Origin of the sequence: Streptomyces zhihengii (genome assembly GCF_016919245.1) — a bacterium.
GTDB classification, from domain to species: Bacteria; Actinomycetota; Actinomycetes; order Streptomycetales; family Streptomycetaceae; genus Streptomyces; species Streptomyces zhihengii.
Genome location: NZ_JAFEJA010000001.1, coordinates 2975964 through 2992885 on the forward strand (window position 1 = coordinate 2975964; position 16922 = coordinate 2992885).

Annotated in this window: 12 protein-coding genes; 2 read left to right on the forward strand and 10 right to left on the reverse strand. The window is 74.5% G+C overall.

The features are described 5' to 3' along the window. The first annotated feature begins 34 nt into the window (after positions 1 to 34). Positions 35 to 1429 carry an ABC1 kinase family protein gene (locus JE024_RS12180; RefSeq protein WP_205373599.1) on the forward strand — a complete coding sequence of 465 codons (1395 nt, stop codon included), beginning with the start codon at positions 35 to 37 and terminating at the stop codon, positions 1427 to 1429. 89 nt (positions 1430 to 1518) lie between these two features. Here the strand turns inward: JE024_RS12180 and JE024_RS12185 are convergent, their stop codons facing one another. The 5 genes from JE024_RS12185 to JE024_RS12205 form a co-directional block, all read right to left on the reverse strand. Further along, positions 1519 to 1749 carry a hypothetical protein gene (locus tag JE024_RS12185; RefSeq protein WP_205376773.1) on the reverse strand — a complete coding sequence of 77 codons (231 nt, stop codon included), beginning with the start codon at positions 1747 to 1749 and terminating at the stop codon, positions 1519 to 1521. A gap of 93 nt (positions 1750 to 1842) precedes the next feature. Beyond that, a complete protein-coding gene (locus JE024_RS12190) occupies positions 1843 to 2166 on the reverse strand; it encodes a putative WhiB-interacting protein (protein ID WP_205373600.1) in 324 nt (107 codons plus the stop codon). Next, a complete protein-coding gene (locus tag JE024_RS12195) occupies positions 2163 to 2528 on the reverse strand; it encodes a WhiB family transcriptional regulator (RefSeq protein ID WP_205373601.1) in 366 nt (121 codons plus the stop codon). Before JE024_RS12195 ends, JE024_RS12190 begins: the two co-directional genes overlap by 4 nt. Before the next feature lie 166 nt (positions 2529 to 2694). Further along, positions 2695 to 3024 (reverse strand): hypothetical protein, encoded by a 330-nt coding sequence (locus JE024_RS12200; protein ID WP_205373602.1) that lies wholly within the window; start codon positions 3022 to 3024, stop codon positions 2695 to 2697. A 164-nt stretch (positions 3025 to 3188) separates the two neighbouring features. After that, a complete protein-coding gene (locus JE024_RS12205; RefSeq protein WP_205373603.1) occupies positions 3189 to 5360 on the reverse strand; it encodes an ATP-dependent DNA helicase UvrD2 in 2172 nt (723 codons plus the stop codon). A 276-nt stretch (positions 5361 to 5636) separates the two neighbouring features. Between JE024_RS12205 and JE024_RS12210 the strand changes: the two genes are divergently transcribed. Further along, on the forward strand, positions 5637 to 5879 hold the full coding sequence (locus JE024_RS12210; RefSeq protein WP_205373604.1) for a mycoredoxin: 243 nt from the start codon (positions 5637 to 5639) through the stop codon (positions 5877 to 5879). A 15-nt stretch (positions 5880 to 5894) separates the two neighbouring features. Here the strand turns inward: JE024_RS12210 and nudC are convergent, their stop codons facing one another. The 5 genes from nudC to JE024_RS12235 form a co-directional block, all read right to left on the reverse strand. Then, a complete protein-coding gene (gene nudC, locus JE024_RS12215) occupies positions 5895 to 6842 on the reverse strand; it encodes an NAD(+) diphosphatase (RefSeq protein WP_205373605.1) in 948 nt (315 codons plus the stop codon). Positions 6843 to 6886: 44 nt separating this feature from the next. Beyond that, entirely contained in the window at positions 6887 to 8284 is a 1398-nt protein-coding gene (locus JE024_RS12220) for a dipeptidase (protein ID WP_205373606.1), read from the reverse strand. 10 nt (positions 8285 to 8294) lie between these two features. Next, positions 8295 to 11975 (reverse strand): ATP-dependent helicase, encoded by a 3681-nt coding sequence (locus JE024_RS12225; RefSeq protein ID WP_205373607.1) that lies wholly within the window; start codon positions 11973 to 11975, stop codon positions 8295 to 8297. Positions 11976 to 12113: 138 nt separating this feature from the next. After that, positions 12114 to 13100, reverse strand: coding sequence for a hypothetical protein (locus JE024_RS12230; RefSeq protein WP_205373608.1), 987 nt, complete (start codon positions 13098 to 13100; stop codon positions 12114 to 12116). Between the two features lie 108 nt (positions 13101 to 13208). After that, positions 13209 to 16919 (reverse strand): ATP-dependent helicase, encoded by a 3711-nt coding sequence (locus JE024_RS12235; RefSeq protein WP_205373609.1) that lies wholly within the window; start codon positions 16917 to 16919, stop codon positions 13209 to 13211. Between the last annotated feature and the right edge of the window lie 3 nt (positions 16920 to 16922).

Sequence of the window (16922 nt, forward strand, 5' to 3'; positions counted from 1 at the left end):
CATGCGACAGGCCGGCTGGGTTTTGGAGGGGCGTATGTCTGATCTTCCCCGCAAGGCGGTCACCCGTACCGCCAAGTTGGCCGCGCTGCCCCTGGGGTTCGCCGGCCGCGCCACATGGGGCCTCGGCAAGCGGATCGGCGGCCGGTCCGCGGAGATCGTGGCACGGGAGCTGCAACAGCGCACCGCGGAACAGCTGTTCAAGGTCCTCGGTGAACTGAAGGGAGGCGCCATGAAGTTCGGGCAGGCCATGTCCGTCTTCGAGTCCGCCCTTCCCGAGGAGGTCGCCGGTCCCTATCGCGCGGCGCTCACCAAACTGCAGGACGCGGCACCCCCGATGCCGACCGCCACGGTCCACGTGGTCCTCTCGGAACGCCTCGGCGAGGACTGGCGCGAGCTGTTCACCGAGTTCGAGGACAAGCCCTCGGCGGCGGCGTCCATCGGCCAGGTGCACCGGGCGGTGTGGCACGACGGCCGGGAGGTCGCGGTCAAGGTGCAGTACCCGGGGGCGGGCGAGGCCCTGCTCTCGGACCTGGCCCAGCTCAGCCGGTTCGCCCGGCTGCTGGGGCCGCTGATCCCCGGCATGGACGTGAAGCCTCTGATCACGGAGCTGCGCGACCGGGTCGCCGAGGAGCTGGACTACGAGCAGGAGGCCGCCTCCCAGCGGGAGCACGCGGCGGAGTTCGCCGACGACCCGGACGTCTTCGTCCCCGACGTGGTGCACCAGTGCGACCAGGTCCTGGTCACCGAGTGGATCGACGGCATCCCGCTCTCGGAGGTGATCGCCGACGGCACCCCCGAGGAACGCGACCGTGCCGGACAGCTCCTCGCCGGCTTCCTCTTCTCCGGCCCCGCCCGCACCGGTCTGCTGCACGCGGACCCGCATCCGGGGAACTTCCGGCTGATGCCGGGCGAGGAGGGCGAACCGTGGCGGCTCGGCGTCCTCGACTTCGGCACGGTGGACCGGCTGCCCGGCGGGTTCCCTCCGACCATCGGCACCTGTATGCGCCTGGCCCTGGAGGGGGAGGCCGAGGCGGTCTACCAGCTCCTGTGCGACGAGGGCTTCGTCAAGGAGTCGATCGACCTCGACCCGGACGGGGTGCTGGAGTACCTGCTGCCGATCATCGAACCGGCCGAGGCCGAGGAGTTCGCGTTCAGCCGGGGGTGGATCCGCTCGCAGGCGGCCCGGATAGCCGATGTCCGCTCCCCCGCCCACCAGTTGGCCAAGCAGCTCAACCTGCCGCCCTCGTATCTGCTGATCCACCGGGTGACCCTGAGCACCATCGGCGTGCTCTGCCAGTTGAACGCGACGGTGCGGCTGCGGGACGAGCTGGAGTCCTGGCTGCCGGGGTTCCTGGCGCCTGACGACGAGGCCGAGGCGGCCGCGGACGAAAACGCCGGGGAACTGGTGGAGGAGAAGACGGGGAGCTAGGGCCTCGCACGCCGCCGGGCCGGTGTCCTACCGGGCAGGCGGAAGCCGGCGGCCTGACGGGCCCGCGGTCCACCGGGCCGGGCCGGCGGCTACCACCAGGAGGAGTCGAGCCTGCCCTCGATCGCCCTGATGTGGGTGCGGGCGCACTCCTCGCACAGGTAGTGCGGGACACCGTCCTCCAGGGAGAAGGTCCAGGTGGGGGGCGTTCCCTCGGCGATCGCGCCGCAGCCGGAGCACACGGTGCCGCCGGCGGCCTCCGGCCGCTCGCTGCCGCCGTCGGATCCGTCGTGTGCGGTATGCGGTGTCCTGTCCTGGTCCACCTGGTGACGATACCTCCGGCCGTCGGCGGTCCGGGGGCACCACGCACCGCGGGGGCCGGTCCGAGGGACCGGCCCCGCGGGGACGTCAGGCGGTCAGTGCATGACCGCCATGGCCAGGGCGCGACGGGCGCGCATCGACACGCGCTCGGCGCGCCGCTGCATGCGCCGGGCGGCGACCAGGCGTACCGCCTGGCGTTCCGCCTCGGCTTCGCGCCGGCGCTCGTGCATATGCGCACGTGCCAGGGCTTCTGGGATGAGTTGCATTTCGCGGGTCCTGTTCTGACGCGACGCGTGGGCGCCGGCGGAGGTGACTGCTGGGGTGGCGGAGCCCGAGGGCTCGCTCGCGGAAGAGGTCATCGGGGCCTGCTTCTTGGGATCGTGCGTGAGGGGTCGGTCGATGGTTCCGGTGGCGTTCATGCCGCGACCGGGTTCTTGCGCGGACGGCCACGCGGACGCTTGCGGGCGACGACCACACCCTGGACGAACAGCTCGCCGCCCCAGACGCCCCACGGCTCACGCCGCTCCTTGGCGCCGGCGAGGCAGGCCTCCATCAGCGGGCAGGTGCGGCAGAGGGATTTGGCGTACTCGACGTCCGCCGGGGACTCGGCGAAGAAGACCTCGGGGTCGTAGGAACGGCACGGTACGGGGACGCCCAGGTTCTCGATGGCGTCGTCGAGCGCGGTGAGCGCGGTCAGGGGAGTCAAGGCGGAGTCCTCGGTGCGGGCGGGCGGGAGCGTCTCGGAAGGCGGTACGGACGGGGCGTGCGCTTCGAGTTGCACGGTGTGTGATTCCTCGTCTTGTCGTGCCGGCCGGTCGGCCGGTTTGGCTGCTACCGGGTGGTGCTGGTCCCGAGGCCCTCGCTCCGCTCCCCCGTTGGGGAAAACAGAAGGGCCGCGGATCCCGGGTGGGGTTCCGCGGCCCTGAAGGCGCCGGCCTGATCGTCGATCAGGCTGGATCACTCCAGGGTTCGAGCCCGCGGAAGGCCCACATCAGGTGGTGCTGCGTCGTCGTCTGCTGCTTCGTTTCGGCACCGGCCGCCGCAAAGGCATAGGCCTGCGCCTCTGCCGCTGCTACTCCTGCCGCCAGTGCCTTGGTCGGTCGCTCATTGCGCTCCCGGACGGGGAGGCCGCCGAGACCGGACACGGGGAGGGCGGCGGAAATGCCGGACACACCGGTGCCGATGAAGGCCGAGGCAAAGCCGAGCGAGCAGGCGGAGACGACCGAGCGATCGGTCATTTTGGCGGTGCTGACGAAGCTGGTCTCGATGCTGATCACTGGAATCGCCTCCTCTCGGCGTCTCGGGGACCGGGCGAGCCGGTCACGGATATTCGGATAAGTAGAGCACGGGGACAGGGCTTCAGAGAAGCCGCCGTTCCCGTGGTTAAGAACCTATGGGGCTTGCCCCGGCAGGCGCAAACTATTTTTTCGACGAGTTTTCATCAGTCCTCCCCGTCGTCGCCCCCGGGCTCCTCACCTGCGCAGATGGCCAGGACATCCGCCCCGAACCGCTCCAGCTTGCGGCCGCCCACGCCGGAGATGCCCGCGAGCTCGCCCTCGGTGTCCGGGACCGCCTCGGCGATGGCCATCAAGGTCTTGTCGGTGAAGACGCAGTAGGCGGGCTGGCCCAGCTCCTTCGCCCGGTCCGAGCGCCACTCGCGCAGCCGCTCGTAGAGCGCCTCGTCCATGTCCGAGGGGCAGTCCTCGCAGCGCATCAGCTTCATCTCGCCCGCGTCCGTCAGCGTCTTGCCGCAGACCCGGCACAGCACCGGCCCCCGCCGCTTGCGCCGGCCCGAGCCGCGCTCCACACCTCCGGCGCCGCCCGCACCGCGGGAGCCGGCCGCCGCCGAACCGGGGCGCAGCCCGTTCAGGAAGCGGCTCGGACGGCGCGAGGCGCGGCCGCCGGGGGCGCGGGACAGCGCCCAGGACAGCGACAGATGGAGCCGGGCCCGGGTGACGCCGACGTACAGCAGCCGGCGCTCCTCCTCGACCTGCTCGTCCGTCTTGGCGTAGGTGATCGGCATCATGCCCTCGGTCAGCCCGACCAGGAAGACCGCGTCCCACTCCAGGCCCTTGGCCGAGTGGAGGGAGGCCAGGGTGACGCCCTGGACGGTGGGGGCGTGCTGGGCGGCGGCGCGCTCGTCGAGCTCGGCGACCAGGTCGCCGAGGGTGGCCGAGGACTTGGCGCGGGCGAAGTCCTCGGCCAGCCTGACCAGGGCGGCGAGGGACTCCCAGCGGTCCCGGACGGCTCCGGAGCCGGCGGGCGGCTCGGTGGTCCACCCCTTGGTGGAGAGCACGGCGCGCACCTGGGAGGGCAGGTCCTCGGCGTCGTCGAGCAGGGAGTCGTTGGCCCCGGCACGGGCCGCTCCGCGCAGGGCGACCCCGGCCTCGCGGACCTCCTGGCGCTCGAAGAAGCGCTCGGCGCCGCGGAGCTGGTAGGGGACGCCCGCGTCGGCGAGCGCCTGCTCGTAGACCTCGGACTGGGCGTTGACGCGGTAGAGCACGGCGATCTCGCCGGCCGGGACGCCGGCGGCGATCAGATCCCGGATGCGCCGCGCGGTGCCCTCGGCCTCGGCGGGCTCGTCCGGGTACTCGGTGTAGGCGGGCTCGGGGCCCGGGTCGCGCTGGGAGACGAGCTCCAGGCGGTGCTCGGCGGCACGGCCGCGGGCCTGGTTGAGGAGCCCGTTGGCGAGGTGGACGACCTGGGGGGTGGAGCGGTAGTCCCGGACGAGCTTGACGACCGTCGCGCCGGGGTGGCGGGTGCGGAAGTTCAGCAGGTGGTCGGGGGTGGCGCCGGTGAAGGAGTAGATCGTCTGGCTGGCGTCGCCGACCACGCACAGGCTCTCCCGGCCGCCGAGCCACAGCTCCAGCAGCCGCTGCTGGAGCGGGCTGACGTCCTGGTACTCGTCGACGACGAAGTGCTGGTACTGGCGGCGGACGAGGTCGGCGATGTCCTGGCGGTCCTGGAGGATGCCGACCGTGAGCAGCAGGACGTCCTCGAAGTCGATGGCCGAGCGGTCGCGCTTGAGCTGCTCGTAGGTGCCGTAGACCTGGCTGACCTCCGCCGGGTCGCGGGGGGCGTCGCGCGAGGACTTCGCGACGGCCGCCGGGTAGTCGGCGGGCACCGTCTGGGTGACCTTGGCCCACTCGATCTCGCTCGTCACGTCGCGCAGCTCGTTGCGGTCGAGGCGGATGCGGCAGCGGGCGGCGGCCTCGGCGACGAGCTGGATCTTGCGGTCCAGCAGCCGGGGCAGGTCCCCGCCGACGGCCTTCGGCCAGAAGTACTGGAGCTGGCGCAGGGCGGCCGAGTGGAAGGTGCGCGCCTGGACGCCGCCGGCGCCGAGCTGGCGCAGCCGGCCGCGCATCTCGCCCGCCGCGCGGTTGGTGAAGGTGACGGCGAGCACGGCGGCGGGAGGGAGTATGCCGGCGCGGACCCCGTAGGCGATGCGGTGGGTGATCGCGCGCGTCTTGCCCGTGCCGGCGCCCGCCAGCACGCACACCGGGCCGTGCAGGGCCGTCGCCACCTCGCGCTGCTCGGGGTCGAGCCCGTCGAGCACCGCGTCGGCCGAGTCGGGAACCTGCGGGAAGAGGGAGGAGTGCGTTGCTGCTGTCACCCCGCCATGCTGCCAGGTCCGGTGCGGGTGGTGCGCCGGGTTGTCCACAGGCCCGGCGCACCGGTCGTACGAATCCCGGTCCCGCGGCCCGTCGTCCCGCGCCCGTCGTCCCGCGGCCCGCGGCGCAGTCCGGCGGCCCGTGGTCCCGCGGCCCTCGGCGCAGTCCGGCGGCCCGTACCGCGGGCCGCCGGACCGCGGCGGGAATCGCCGGGGCCCCCCGGACGTTCCCCTGCCGGGTGAACACGCACCCCGACGAGCCGAGGAGCACACGAGACGATGCAGGGCACTGTGACGATGTACAGCACCACCTGGTGCGGATACTGCCGTCGGCTGAAGAGCCAGATGGACCGCGAGGGCATCGCCTACACCGAGATCAACATCGAGCTCGACCCCGAGTCGGCCGCCTTCGTCGAGAAGGCCAACGGTGGCAACCAGACCGTGCCGACCGTGCTCTTCCCGGACGGTTCGACGCTGACCAACCCGTCGCTCGCCCAGGTCAAGCAGAAGGTCGGCGCCTAGGGTCCCCGCCGGCCGTCAGACCACGTCGCCGGGCTTCGGGAGCGGCTTGCCGTACCAGAGCTCGATGAGGCGGGCCGCGATCGAGATGCCGTAGGGAGGCAGGACCTCCCCGGACTCGAATGCGGCCCGCAGGTCGTCGCGGGAGAACCAGCGGGCCTCGTGGATCTCCTCGCCGTCCACCTCGATCTCCGAGGAGGTGGCCCGGGCCGTGAAGCCGAGCATCAGGCTGGAGGGGAACGGCCACGGCTGGCTGGCGACGTAGGTCACCTCGCCGATCGAGACGCCCACCTCCTCGAGCACCTCGCGCCGCACCGACTGCTCGATGGACTCCCCCGGCTCCACGAATCCGGCGAGGGTGGAGAAACGGCCCTCGGGCCAGTGCACCTGGCGGCCGAGCAGCGCGCGATCCTCCTCGTCGGTGACGAGCATGATCACGGCCGGGTCGGTGCGCGGGTAGTGCTCCGCCCCGCAGGCGGGGCAGCGGCGGATGTGGCCCGCCGCGGCGATGACGGTGCGCTCGCCGCAACGGGAGCAGAAGCGGTGCAGCCGCTGCCAGTTCTCCAGCGCGACCGCGTGCACCAGCAGGCCGGCGTCGCGCGGCGGCAGGAGCAGCCCGGCCTCGCGCAGACCGGCGGGACGCGCCGACTGGTCCATCCGTCCGGGCAGGGTGTCCTTCTGGAGCGCGAAGTAGCGCACGCCGTCCTCGTCGGTGCCGAGGAAGTAGCGGTGGGTCTCGGTCAGCGGCGCGTCGAAGGACGGCGTCATGACCAGTTCGGTGCGCCCGTCGGGGGTGTCGTCGATCAGCGCCTGGCCGCCGGAGACGACGAAGACGCGGGTCGTGGGGTGGCTCCACGCCGCCGCGAGCCATGCCTCGTCGAGGCGGTTGTGGGCTTCGCGGTCGATGCCGCTCGGCGCGGTCAGGCCGATCGGACGGTCCGGTGCGGCGTAGCTTTCGGTGCTCACGGGTTTCTTCCAACTCCCCCGGGTGGACGGTTTCACAGGTCGGGTCAGCGCATGGTCTCGGCCATGTCACCCCACAGGTGGGCGGTGGTCTCGACGCCCTTCAGCAGCAGCTCCAGCTCGACCTTCTCGTCGGGCGCGTGCCAGCCGTCGGACGGCACCGAGATGCCGAGGAACAGCACCGGCGCGCCGAGGACGTCCTGGAGGTCGGCCGCGGGACCGGAGCCGCCCTCGCGGGTGAAGCGGATCCTGTGGCCGTCGAACGCCCGGCTCATGGACCGCGCGACGGACTGGAGCGCGGGGTGGTCCAGCGGGGTCAGACAGGGGCGGGTCGCGGCGCCGAAGACGATCTCGTGGCGGATGCCGGCCGGCACCTGCGCGGCGACCCAGTCGGTGACCGCCCGCTCGATCTTGTCCGGATCCTGGCCGTCGACCAGCCGGAACGACAGCTTCACCATGGCCGACGCGGGGACGATCGTCTTGCCGCCGGGCCCCTGGTAGCCGCCGCCGATGCCGTTGACCTCGGCCGTGGGGCGGGCCCATACGCGCTCCAGCGTGGAGAAGCCCGCCTCCCCGAGGGTGCCGTGGCTCTTCGCGGTGCGCAGCCATGCCGCCTCGTCGAAGGGCAGCTCGGCGATGATCTCGCGCTCGGCCTCGGTCAGCGGGGTGACGCCGTCGTAGAAGCCGGGGACGGTGACCCGCTCGTCCTCGTCGTGCAGCGCGGCGACGATCCGGGCGGCGACGGCGGCGGGGTTGGGCACGGCGCCGCCGAAGGAGCCGGAGTGGATGTCCTGGTCCGGGCCGTGGAAGGTGATCTCGCAGTCGGCGACGCCCCGCATGCCGGTGCAGACGGTGGGCGTCGTCTCGGACCACATGCCGGTGTCGGAGACGATCACGGCGTCGGCGGCGAGCCGGCCGGCGTGCTCCTCGACGAGCGCGCGGAAGTGGGGGGAGCCGGACTCCTCCTCGCCCTCCACGATCAGCTTGAGGTTGACGGCGGGCGCCGTGCGGCCGGTCGCGGCGAGATGGGCGCGGACGCCGAGGGTGTGGAAGAACACCTGCCCCTTGTCGTCGGCGGCGCCGCGCGCGTACAGCCGGCCGTCGGTGAGCAGCGGCTCGAAGGGGTCGCTGTGCCAGCCGTCCTCGCGGGCCGCCGGCTGGACGTCGTGATGTCCGTAGACCAGCACGGTCGGGGCGTCCGGATCGCCGGAGGGCCATTCGGCGAACACCGCGGGGGCGCCGGGCGTGGGCCAGATCTCGGCGACCGGGAAACCCGTCTCCGACAGCTTGGCCGCGAGCCACTCGGCGCTGCGCCGCACGTCGTCCGCGTGCTCGGGCTGGGCCGAGACGGACGGGATGCGCAGCCATGCGACCAGGTCGTCCAGGAAGGCGGCGCGGTGCCGCTCGATGTACGTACGGACGACGCTGTCCGGGGTGTCGCTCATGCCGATGAGCCTAACGGGCGGCGTCGCCGGAGCCGTCGGCCGTCCCACCCAGAAGGATGCGCTCCAGTCCCGCCCGGCCGGGCAGACCGTCCGGTCTGACGATCTCGCCGGTGCGGACGAAGACGAAGGCCGCGGTGACCGCGTCGAGCGGCAGCCCCTGCTGCTCGGCCCAGGCCACCCGGTAGACGGCGAGCTGGAGCGGGTCGGCGGCGCCGCTGCGGGCCGTCTTCCAGTCGACGATCTCGTACGCCGGGCCGCCGCCGTCGCCGCGTTCCGTGCGGTACACGGCGTCGATCCGCCCGCGCACCACCCGGCCGGCCAGCGTGAACTGGAACGGCGCCTCGACGCGGTACGGGGTCCGGCGGGCGTACTCGGTGCGGGCGAAGGCCTCCTTGAGGGCGGCGAGGTCCCGCTCGTCGGCGATGTCGTGGTCGGCGGCGTCCTCACCGCGGTCCTCGGCGCCCCCGGGCAGCTCGTCGGGGCCCAGCATGGGCAGCGGCAGCTCCTCGAACCGCGACTCCACCCAGGCGTGGAAGCGGGTGCCGCGCCGGGCCGCGGGGTGCGGGGCGCGCGGCATGGGGCGGGCCAGCTCGCGCGCGAAGCCGTCCGGGTCGGCGGCCAGGCGCAGCAGCTGCGAGGCGGACAGGGCGCGGGGCAGCCGGACGTCGCGGACGGCGGCCCTGGTGCGGCGCAGCTCGCCCGCGAGGGCGTCGAGGTCGCGGTCCCAGGAGGCGAGGACCCGGGTCTCCTCGGGAGTGAGCCGCCCGGTGTCACCGGGGCCCTCCGTCTCGTCCGGGGGCGCGGGGGCCTGATGCGGAACGGTGCGGGCCGGGCCGGGCCGCCCCGCGCCGCGCCCGTGCGTCTCCGGGGCGTCGGGGGCGTACGCGTCGTCCGACGGAGGTGCGTCGGGGGCGTACGCGTCGTCCGACGGAGGCGCGCCGGGGGCGTACGCGTCGTCCTCAGCGAGTCCGCCGGGGCCGGAGGAGGTGTCGTGGCCGGAGGTGCCGGGGCCGGAGGAGGTGTCGGGGTCGTACGGGTCGGGGTCGTACGGGTCGGGGTCGTCGAAGGGGGGCGGGGGCTCGTCCTCCGGGGGCAGCTCGGACGGCCAGTCGTCGTACCGGTCGCCGGCGGTGCCGTCCGCCGCGGGCGGCGCGTCCGGTACGTCCGCCGGGGGCGGCTCCTCGGCGGCCAGGGCGGCCAGGTGGGCCAGCACCGTGTCGGCGGCGGCGCGGCGGCGGGCCAGGGAGTCGGGGTCCAGCGGCAGCGGCCAGGCCGTCTCGGCGCCCGCCGCGAGCAGCATCGGGTTCTCCGCGTCCTCCTCCGGCTCGTCGGCCCAGACCTCGATCTCGCCGAACCCCTGCGCGCAGTGGTCGTGGAGTGCCCGGAGGAACGGGGACGGGCCGCGGCGGCGCTTCTGGCTCGGCCCCCACCAGTGGCCCGAACCGAGCAGCAGCGACCGCGGGCGGGTGAACGTCACATAGCCGAGGCGCAGTTCCTCGGTGAGCTGGTGCTCCTTCATCGAGTCCTTGAACGCCTTCATGCCCCGCGCGTCCCAGGACCCGACGTCCGGCAGCGTCCCCGCGTCCCCGCGCAGGGCGTGCGGCAGCACCTTGGCCTGGGACGTCCACGCCTCCCGTGCCTGCTCGCTGGGGAAGTGCTTCGCCACCAGTCCGGGCACGGCGACGACGTCCCACTCCAGGCCCTTGGACTTGTGGGCGGTGAGGACCTTGACGGTGTTCTCGCCGCCGGGCAGGGCGTTGTCCAGGCCCTTCTCGTACTGGGCGGCCGTCCGCAGGAAGCCGAGGAACGCCAGCAGCGTCGCCTCGCCGTCCACGGCCGCGAAGGAGGCGGCGACGTCCATGAAGTTGGCGAGCGTCTCCCGGCGCCGGGCGGCCAGGGCGTGCGGGGACGCGGACAGCTCGACGTCCAGGCCGGTGTGGGCCAGCACCCGGTGCAGCACGTCCATGAGCGGGTCGGCGAGCGAGCGCCGCAGGTCGCGGAGCTCCGTGGCGAGGCGGGCGAACCGGACGCGCGCGTCGGCCGAGAAGGCGAGCCCGTCGTCCCCCTCGCCCCCGCCGTCGATGAAGGTGTCCAGCGCGTCGGCGAGCGAGACGGTCTCGGCCGGGTCGGTGCCCTCCACGGCCGCCGCGAGCCGCAGCGCGGGGTCCTCCTCGGCGCCCGCGCGGTGCACCAGCAGCCGCGCCCGTCTGCCCAGCAGCGCCAGGTCGCGGGGGCCGATGCGCCAGCGGGGACCCGTCAGCAGGCGGACGAGGGGGGCGTTGGCGCCCGGGTCCTGGAGCACCTCGCACACGGCCACCAGGTCGGCGACCTCGGGCAGGTGCAGCAGTCCGGAGAGGCCGACGACCTCCACCGGGACGTCACGGGCGACCAGCGCGCCCTGGATCTCGGGGAAGTCGCCCGCAGTCCTGCACAGCACGGCGATCTCGCCGGGCTCCGTCCCGGTGCGCACGAGGTGGGCGATCCCGTCGGCGATCCAGGCGATCTCCTCCTCGTGGGTGGCCAGCAGGGCGCAGCGGACGATGCCGTCGTGGTCGGCGCCGGGCGCGGGCCGCAGGGCCTCGACGCCCTCGTGCATCGCGCGCAGCGGGGCGGCGAGCCCGTTGGCGAGCCGCAGCAGCCGGCCGCCGCTGCGCCGGTTCTCGCTGAGCGCGAAGCGGGCGGCGGGGGTGCCGTCGGCGAAGGGGAAGTGGCGGGGGAAGTCGTCCAGGTTGGCGACGGAGGCGCCGCGCCAGCCGTAGATCGCCTGGCACGGGTCGCCCACGGCCGTCACCGCGTGGCCGGTGCCCTGCCCGAACAGCCCGGACAGCAGCTGCCGCTGGGCGACCGAGGTGTCCTGGTACTCGTCGAGCAGCACCACCCGGAACTCGTCGCGCAGGATGCCGCCCACCTCGGGGCGGGTGAGCGCGAGCTCGGCGGAGAGGGCGATCTGGTCGCCGAAGTCGAGCAGATCGCGTTCCCGCTTGGCGGCGCGGTAGCGGGTGGTCAGGTCGAGCAGCTCGCGCCTGGCCCGGGCGGCCTCGGGGACCTTGCGCAGGTCCGCGTTGCTCAGCCGGGCCCCGGCCAGGGTGCCCAGCAGCGCGGAGTCGTGGGCGCCGAGCCGGTCCGGGGGCACCAGGTGCTCGGACAGCTCGGAGTCGAGGGCGAGCAGATCGCTGACGAGGCTCGGGAAGGAGCGGGTGAGCGCCGGGTACGGGCCCGGTGCCTCGCGCAGCACCCGGGCCGCCAGCTGGAAGCGGGTGGCGTCGGCGAGGAGGCGGGAGGACGGTTCGAGGCCGATGCGCAGGCCGTGGTCGGTGAGGAGCTGGCCGGCGAACGCGTGGTACGTGGAGATGCGCGGCTCCCCGGCGGCGCCGTCCTCGCCGGTGCCGTCGCCGGCGGGGGCGTCCCGGTCGGTCACCCCGGCCCGTACGAGGGCGGTGCGGACGCGCTCCGCGAGCTCGCCCGCCGCCTTGTTGGTGAACGTGAGGCCGAGGACCTGCTCGGGGGCCACCTGGCCGGTGCCGACCAGCCACACCACCCGGGCGGCCATCACCGTCGTCTTCCCCGAGCCGGCGCCGGCCACGATGACCTGCGGGGCGGGCGGCGCGACGATGCAGGCCGTCTGCTCCGGGGTGAAGGGGATCCCGAGGAGCTCCTTGAGCTGCTCGGGATCGGTGATGCGTGCGGTCACCCCAAAGAGGCTAACCGGGACATCCGACAGTCCCGACCGCCCGGAGCCGCCGGGCCCTCGCGCCGCCCGCCTCGGAGCCGCCGGCCTCCGGACGCCCGCCTCGGAGCCGCACGGCCGGAGGCCGGCCACCCGGAGCCGTCAGGACGTGCCGGGGCCGTCCTGCTCGGCTCCGGCGCCGAAGCCGGACTCGGTCCCGTCCTCCGGGGCCTCCGCCGACGAGGTGGGCGCCGGCGACGACGGCTCCCCGGACGGACTGGTCTCGGTGCCCGTGCCGGAGTCGGAGTCGGGCGAGACGCCGTCGGACGGGTCCGACGGGATGTTCCCGCCGAGCTTCTCCAGGTCCACCACCTCGTCGGACGGGGGTGCCTGGACCCGCACCGGCTTGTCGAAGTCCGAGAAGGCGACCGTGCCCGCGTCGTCCCCGCCGGCCTTGACGACCTTCAGCAGGTAGGGCTTGCCCTCCTTGGCGACGTACGCGGTCGTCGTCTCCCGCCCGTCCTTCCTCACCAGCGTGGCGGCCGGGACGCCGTCGACCTCGGTGTCCTTGCCGAGCGCCATGCCCGTCGGGTCGTCCTCGCCGTCGAGCTCGGAGAGCATCGCGTCGAGATCGCAGACGCCCCGCATGTCCGCGATGGCGCTCCCGGGCATCTTGATCCAGCGGTCCGTCATCAGCTCGACGACACCGTCGCCCCCGCCGTCCGGGGAGGCCGAGCCCCGCTCGTCCATGGTCGCCCGCCAGAAGGCCCCGTCCCCCTTCAGATAGATCACGTCGCTCAGCCTGCGCAGCTCGGCCCGGCCGCCCTTGACGCCGAGGTCGCCGGTGCAGTTGTCGCGGGAGTCCATGGCCAGGTCGACGGTGACCGGGTCGCCGTCGCTCTCGATCGCCCCGGCCATCCGCAGCGAACCGGCGCCCTTGGTGGCCGCGATCGCCTTGTCCGCGATCCGGTCGGCGCTCATCCCCTTGAACGGACCGGCGGTCGCGCCGCTCGTCACCGCCACCGGCTCCTTGGGGCCGCCCGCCGCGCTCCCCGCCCGGACGCCGCCGTCCTGCGAGCAGCCCGCGAGACCGGCGACGGTGCCGGCGCACACGATCGCCGCCGCTGCCAGGGACTTCCTCGTGGCCATGTGATGTCTCCTCGAAGGTCCGTCTGCCGGGGCCCGGACGGGCCTCGGTGACCTTCATTGGATGCACCCGGATGGCCATGAAAGGGATCATCCGGCGCAAAACACCGATCATTCCACTATTTGGCGGCCCTCCGGCTGCGCGCTGCACGACGCCCGGAAGGTGCAGTGGGCACAGTGCTGACCTGCGGAGGGGGTGAAGCGCTCATCCAGGACCCGGCCCGCGGCGGTGGCGAGCAGATCGCCCACCCACTCCCCCGACGGGGCCTCCTGCGCCTGCACCTTGGGCAGCGCCTCGCCGCCCTCCTTCTGCGGGGCCGCCTGCCGCAGGTGCACCAGTTCCGCGCCGCCCGGCTCGGGGCGCCGGCCGTCGAAGACGTCGTCCACGGCCCCCTCCCGGACGGCGAGCTGGTACACCGCGAGCTGGGGATGGCGGGCGACCTCGTCCTTGGTCGGCGCCTGCTTGCCGGTCTTGAAGTCGACGACGTAGGCCCGGCCCCCGGCGTCCTGCTCGACCCGGTCCATGGAGCCGCGGATGCGCACCTCGTACGCGCCGGCCTCCAGGGTCACGTCGAAGTCGTGCTCGGTGGCGGCGGAGGTGCGGCCCGCACGGTCCGTCACATGCCAGCGCAGGAAGCGCTCCAGGGCGGTGCGGGCGTGCTCCTTCTCCTGGGCGGACTTCCAGGGCGCGTCGAAGACCAGGCCGTCCCAGACGGATTCGAGCCGCTCCATGAGGACGGCGAGATCGGCCGGGGTGCGGCCGGACGCCACCTCGTCGGCCAGCACATGGATCACGTTGCCGAAGCCCTGGGCCGCGGTGGCCGGGACCTCCGCCTTCACCTCGCGGCCCAGGAACCACTGGAGGGCGCAGGTGTTGGCGAGCTGGTCCAGCGCGCTGCCGGACAGGGCGACGGGACGGTCCCGGTCCCGCAGCGGCACCGCGCTGTGCGTCGGGTCGAACATGCCCCACCAGCGGTAGGGGTGCGCCGACGGGACCAGCGGCTGGCCCTCCTCGTCGCTGAGCGCGGCGAGCCGGGCGAGCCGGCGGGCGGCGGCGTCGCGCAGCGCGGGCGAGGCGGCCGGGTCGACGGTCGTGGCGCGCAGCTCGGCGACGAGCGGGGCGACGGCGAGCGGGCGGCGGGGGCGGCCCGCTATGTCGCGGGGCTCGACGCCCAGCTCGGTGAGGAAGCGGGAGGGCTGGTCGCCGTCGTCGGCCGGAGCCTTGACGGCGGTGACCACCAGCCGGTCGCGTGCCCGGGTCGCGGCCACGTAGAACAGCCGCCGTTCCTCGGCCAGCAGCGCGCCCGGCGGCAGCGGCTCGGCGAGGCCGTCCCGCCCGATGCGGTCGGCCTCCAGCAGCGAACCGCGGCGCCGCAGGTCGGGCCAGAGCCCCTCCTGCACCCCGGCGACGACGACCAGGCTCCACTCCAGGCCCTTGGAGCGGTGCGCGGTCATCAGGCGTACGGCGTCGGCGCGGGCCTCCCGGCGGGAGAGGGTGTCGGCGGCGATGTCCTGGGCGTCGAGCTCCTCGATGAAGTTGAGGGCGCCCCGGCCGCCGGTGCGTTCCTCGGCGCGGGCCGCGGTCTCGAAGAGGGCGCACACCGCGTCGAGGTCCCGGTCGGCGTTGCGGCCGCCCGGGCCGCCGCGGAAGGCGGCGCGCTCCAGCCGCTGCGGCCAGGAGGTGCCGTCCCAGAGCAGCCAGAGCGCCTCCTCGGCGGTGCCGCCCCCGGCGAGCAGTTCGCGCGTCCTGCGCAGCAGGGCGCCGAGCCGCTGCGCGCCGCGCGCGTAGGCGGCGTCGTGCGCGACCAGACGCTCCGGCTCGGCGAGCGCCCGGGCGACGAGCACGTCGGACGGCGGCGGCACCCGGTTGCCCCCGGCCCGCTCCTCGTCCCGCAGCGCCCGGCCGAGCCGGCGGAGATCCGCGGTGTCCATGCCGCCGAGCGGCGAGGTCAGCAGCCCGATCGCCGTCTCCGCGTCCATCCCCCCGAACCGCACGGCGGAGCCCGCCCCCGCGGCGCCGCGCGCCTCATCGCCATCTGCCGCCCCGGCCTCGGGCCGGGCGCCCCCCGCCGGACCCGCTCCGTCTTCCACCGCACCCGCGGCCTCGCCGGCGCCGGCGCCCTTCGCGGAACCGGCTCCGTCCTCGGGCCGGGCGCCCTCAGCCGCACCAGCCCCGTCCTCCGCTCCGACGCCCCGGGCCTCGTCGCCCTCCGAGGCAACGCCCTCCGCACCCTCCTCCGAGGCAACGCCCTCCGCACCCTCCTCCGAGGCGACGTCCTCCGCGGCGACGCCCCCGCCGCCCGCAGAAGCGGCACCCGGCGAGGCGTCCCCGTCGCCCGCAGGAGCGGCACCCCTGCCGCCCACGGGCGCGGCCCCCGGCGACGCGCCCGCGAGGCCGCCCGCCTCCCCCGGCCCCTCCGGGGCGGACGCCCCCGCCGCCTCCGCCGAGGCGCGCAGGGCCGTCAGGAGGGGAGCGACGGCGGGCTCGTGGCGCAGGGGGATGTCGTCGCCTGAGACCTCCACCGGGACCCCGGCCGAGGTCAGGGCGCGGCGCAGGGTCGGGACGGTGCGGCCGCCGGCGCGGACGAGGACGGCCATCTCGCGCCACGGCACCCCGTCCTCCAGGTGCGCGCGGCGCAGGATGTCGGCGATGTTGTCCGTCTCGGTGGACGCCGTCGGGTAGGTGAAGACCTCCACCCGGCCGCCCTCGCGCACCGCCGACGGCTCCCGGTGCGCGCGGACGCGCTCGGCCGGCAGCCGGGTGAGCGGCATCCGGCGGGCCAGCCGCCGGGTCGCCTCCAGCAGGCCGGTGCCGCTGCGCCGGGACGTGGTGAGGACCGCGACCCCGGCGGGCGCGCCGTCCCGGCGGGGGAAGGCGTCCGGGAAGTCGAGGATGCCGTTCACGTCGGCGCCCCGGAAGGCGTAGATCGACTGGTCGGGGTCGCCGAAGGCGACCAGGGTGCGTCCGCCGCCGGCGAGCGCGTGGAGCAGCCGGACCTGTGCCGGGTCGGTGTCCTGGTACTCGTCGACGAACACCGCGTCGTAGGGGAAGTCGCCGGGTGCGAGCTCGCGCTCGGCGAGCAGCACGGCGCGGTGCACCAGTTCGGCGTAGTCGAGCACCCCCTGCATGTCGAGCACGTCCAGGTACTCGGCGAGGAAGGCGGCGGCGGCGCCCCAGTCGGGGCGGCCGGTGCGCGCGGCGAAGCGGGCGAGGGCGTCCGGGCCGAGGCCGAGTTCCCGGCTGCGGGCCAGCACCGCGCGGACCTCGTCGGCGAAGCCCCGGGTGGTCAGGCAGGCCCGCAGGTCGCCCGGCCAGCGGACCCCCGCGAGTCCCTCGCGTTCGAGGGCGATGTGCCCGGTGAGGAGTTCGCGCAGGGCGACGTCCTGCTCCGGGCCGGAGAGCAGCCGCAGCGGCTCGGCGAAGAGGTCGGCGTCCTGGTGGGCGCGGATCAGGGCGTAGCAGAAGGAGTGGAAGGTGGTCGCCTGCGGGCCGTGGGCGCCGCCGAGCCGCAGGGCCATCCGGTCGCGCAGCTCCACCGCGGCCTTGCGGCTGAAGGTGAGCACCAGGATCCGCGCGGGGTCCTGGCCGCGGGCGATCCGCGCGGCGACGGACTCCACCAGGGTCGTCGTCTTGCCGGTGCCCGGTCCGGCGAGCACCAGCAGCGGTCCTTCGCCGTGATCAACCACCGCGCGCTGTGCTGCGTCCAGCTGAGGGGGATCCAAGGGGACCGGCGGTGTGCGCACCAGCCGGTACGCACCCGTGGGCCTCCGCCGTACCTGATGCGGGTACGTCGTACGCCCCGTGGTGGAGGAGGAACTCACGTG

Excerpts from the sequence above, each read along its gene's own strand:
- JE024_RS12190 (WP_205373600.1), bottom strand. The coding sequence starts at position 2,166 with ATGAACGCCACCGGAACCATCGACCGACCCCTCACGCACGATCCCAAG.
- JE024_RS12230 (WP_205373608.1), bottom strand. The coding sequence starts at position 13,100 with ATGGCCACGAGGAAGTCCCTGGCAGCGGCGGCGATCGTGTGCGCCGGC.
- JE024_RS12210 (WP_205373604.1), top strand. The coding sequence starts at position 5,637 with ATGCAGGGCACTGTGACGATGTACAGCACCACCTGGTGCGGATACTGC.
- JE024_RS12180 (WP_205373599.1), top strand. The coding sequence starts at position 35 with ATGTCTGATCTTCCCCGCAAGGCGGTCACCCGTACCGCCAAGTTGGCC.
- JE024_RS12220 (WP_205373606.1), bottom strand. The coding sequence starts at position 8,284 with ATGAGCGACACCCCGGACAGCGTCGTCCGTACGTACATCGAGCGGCAC.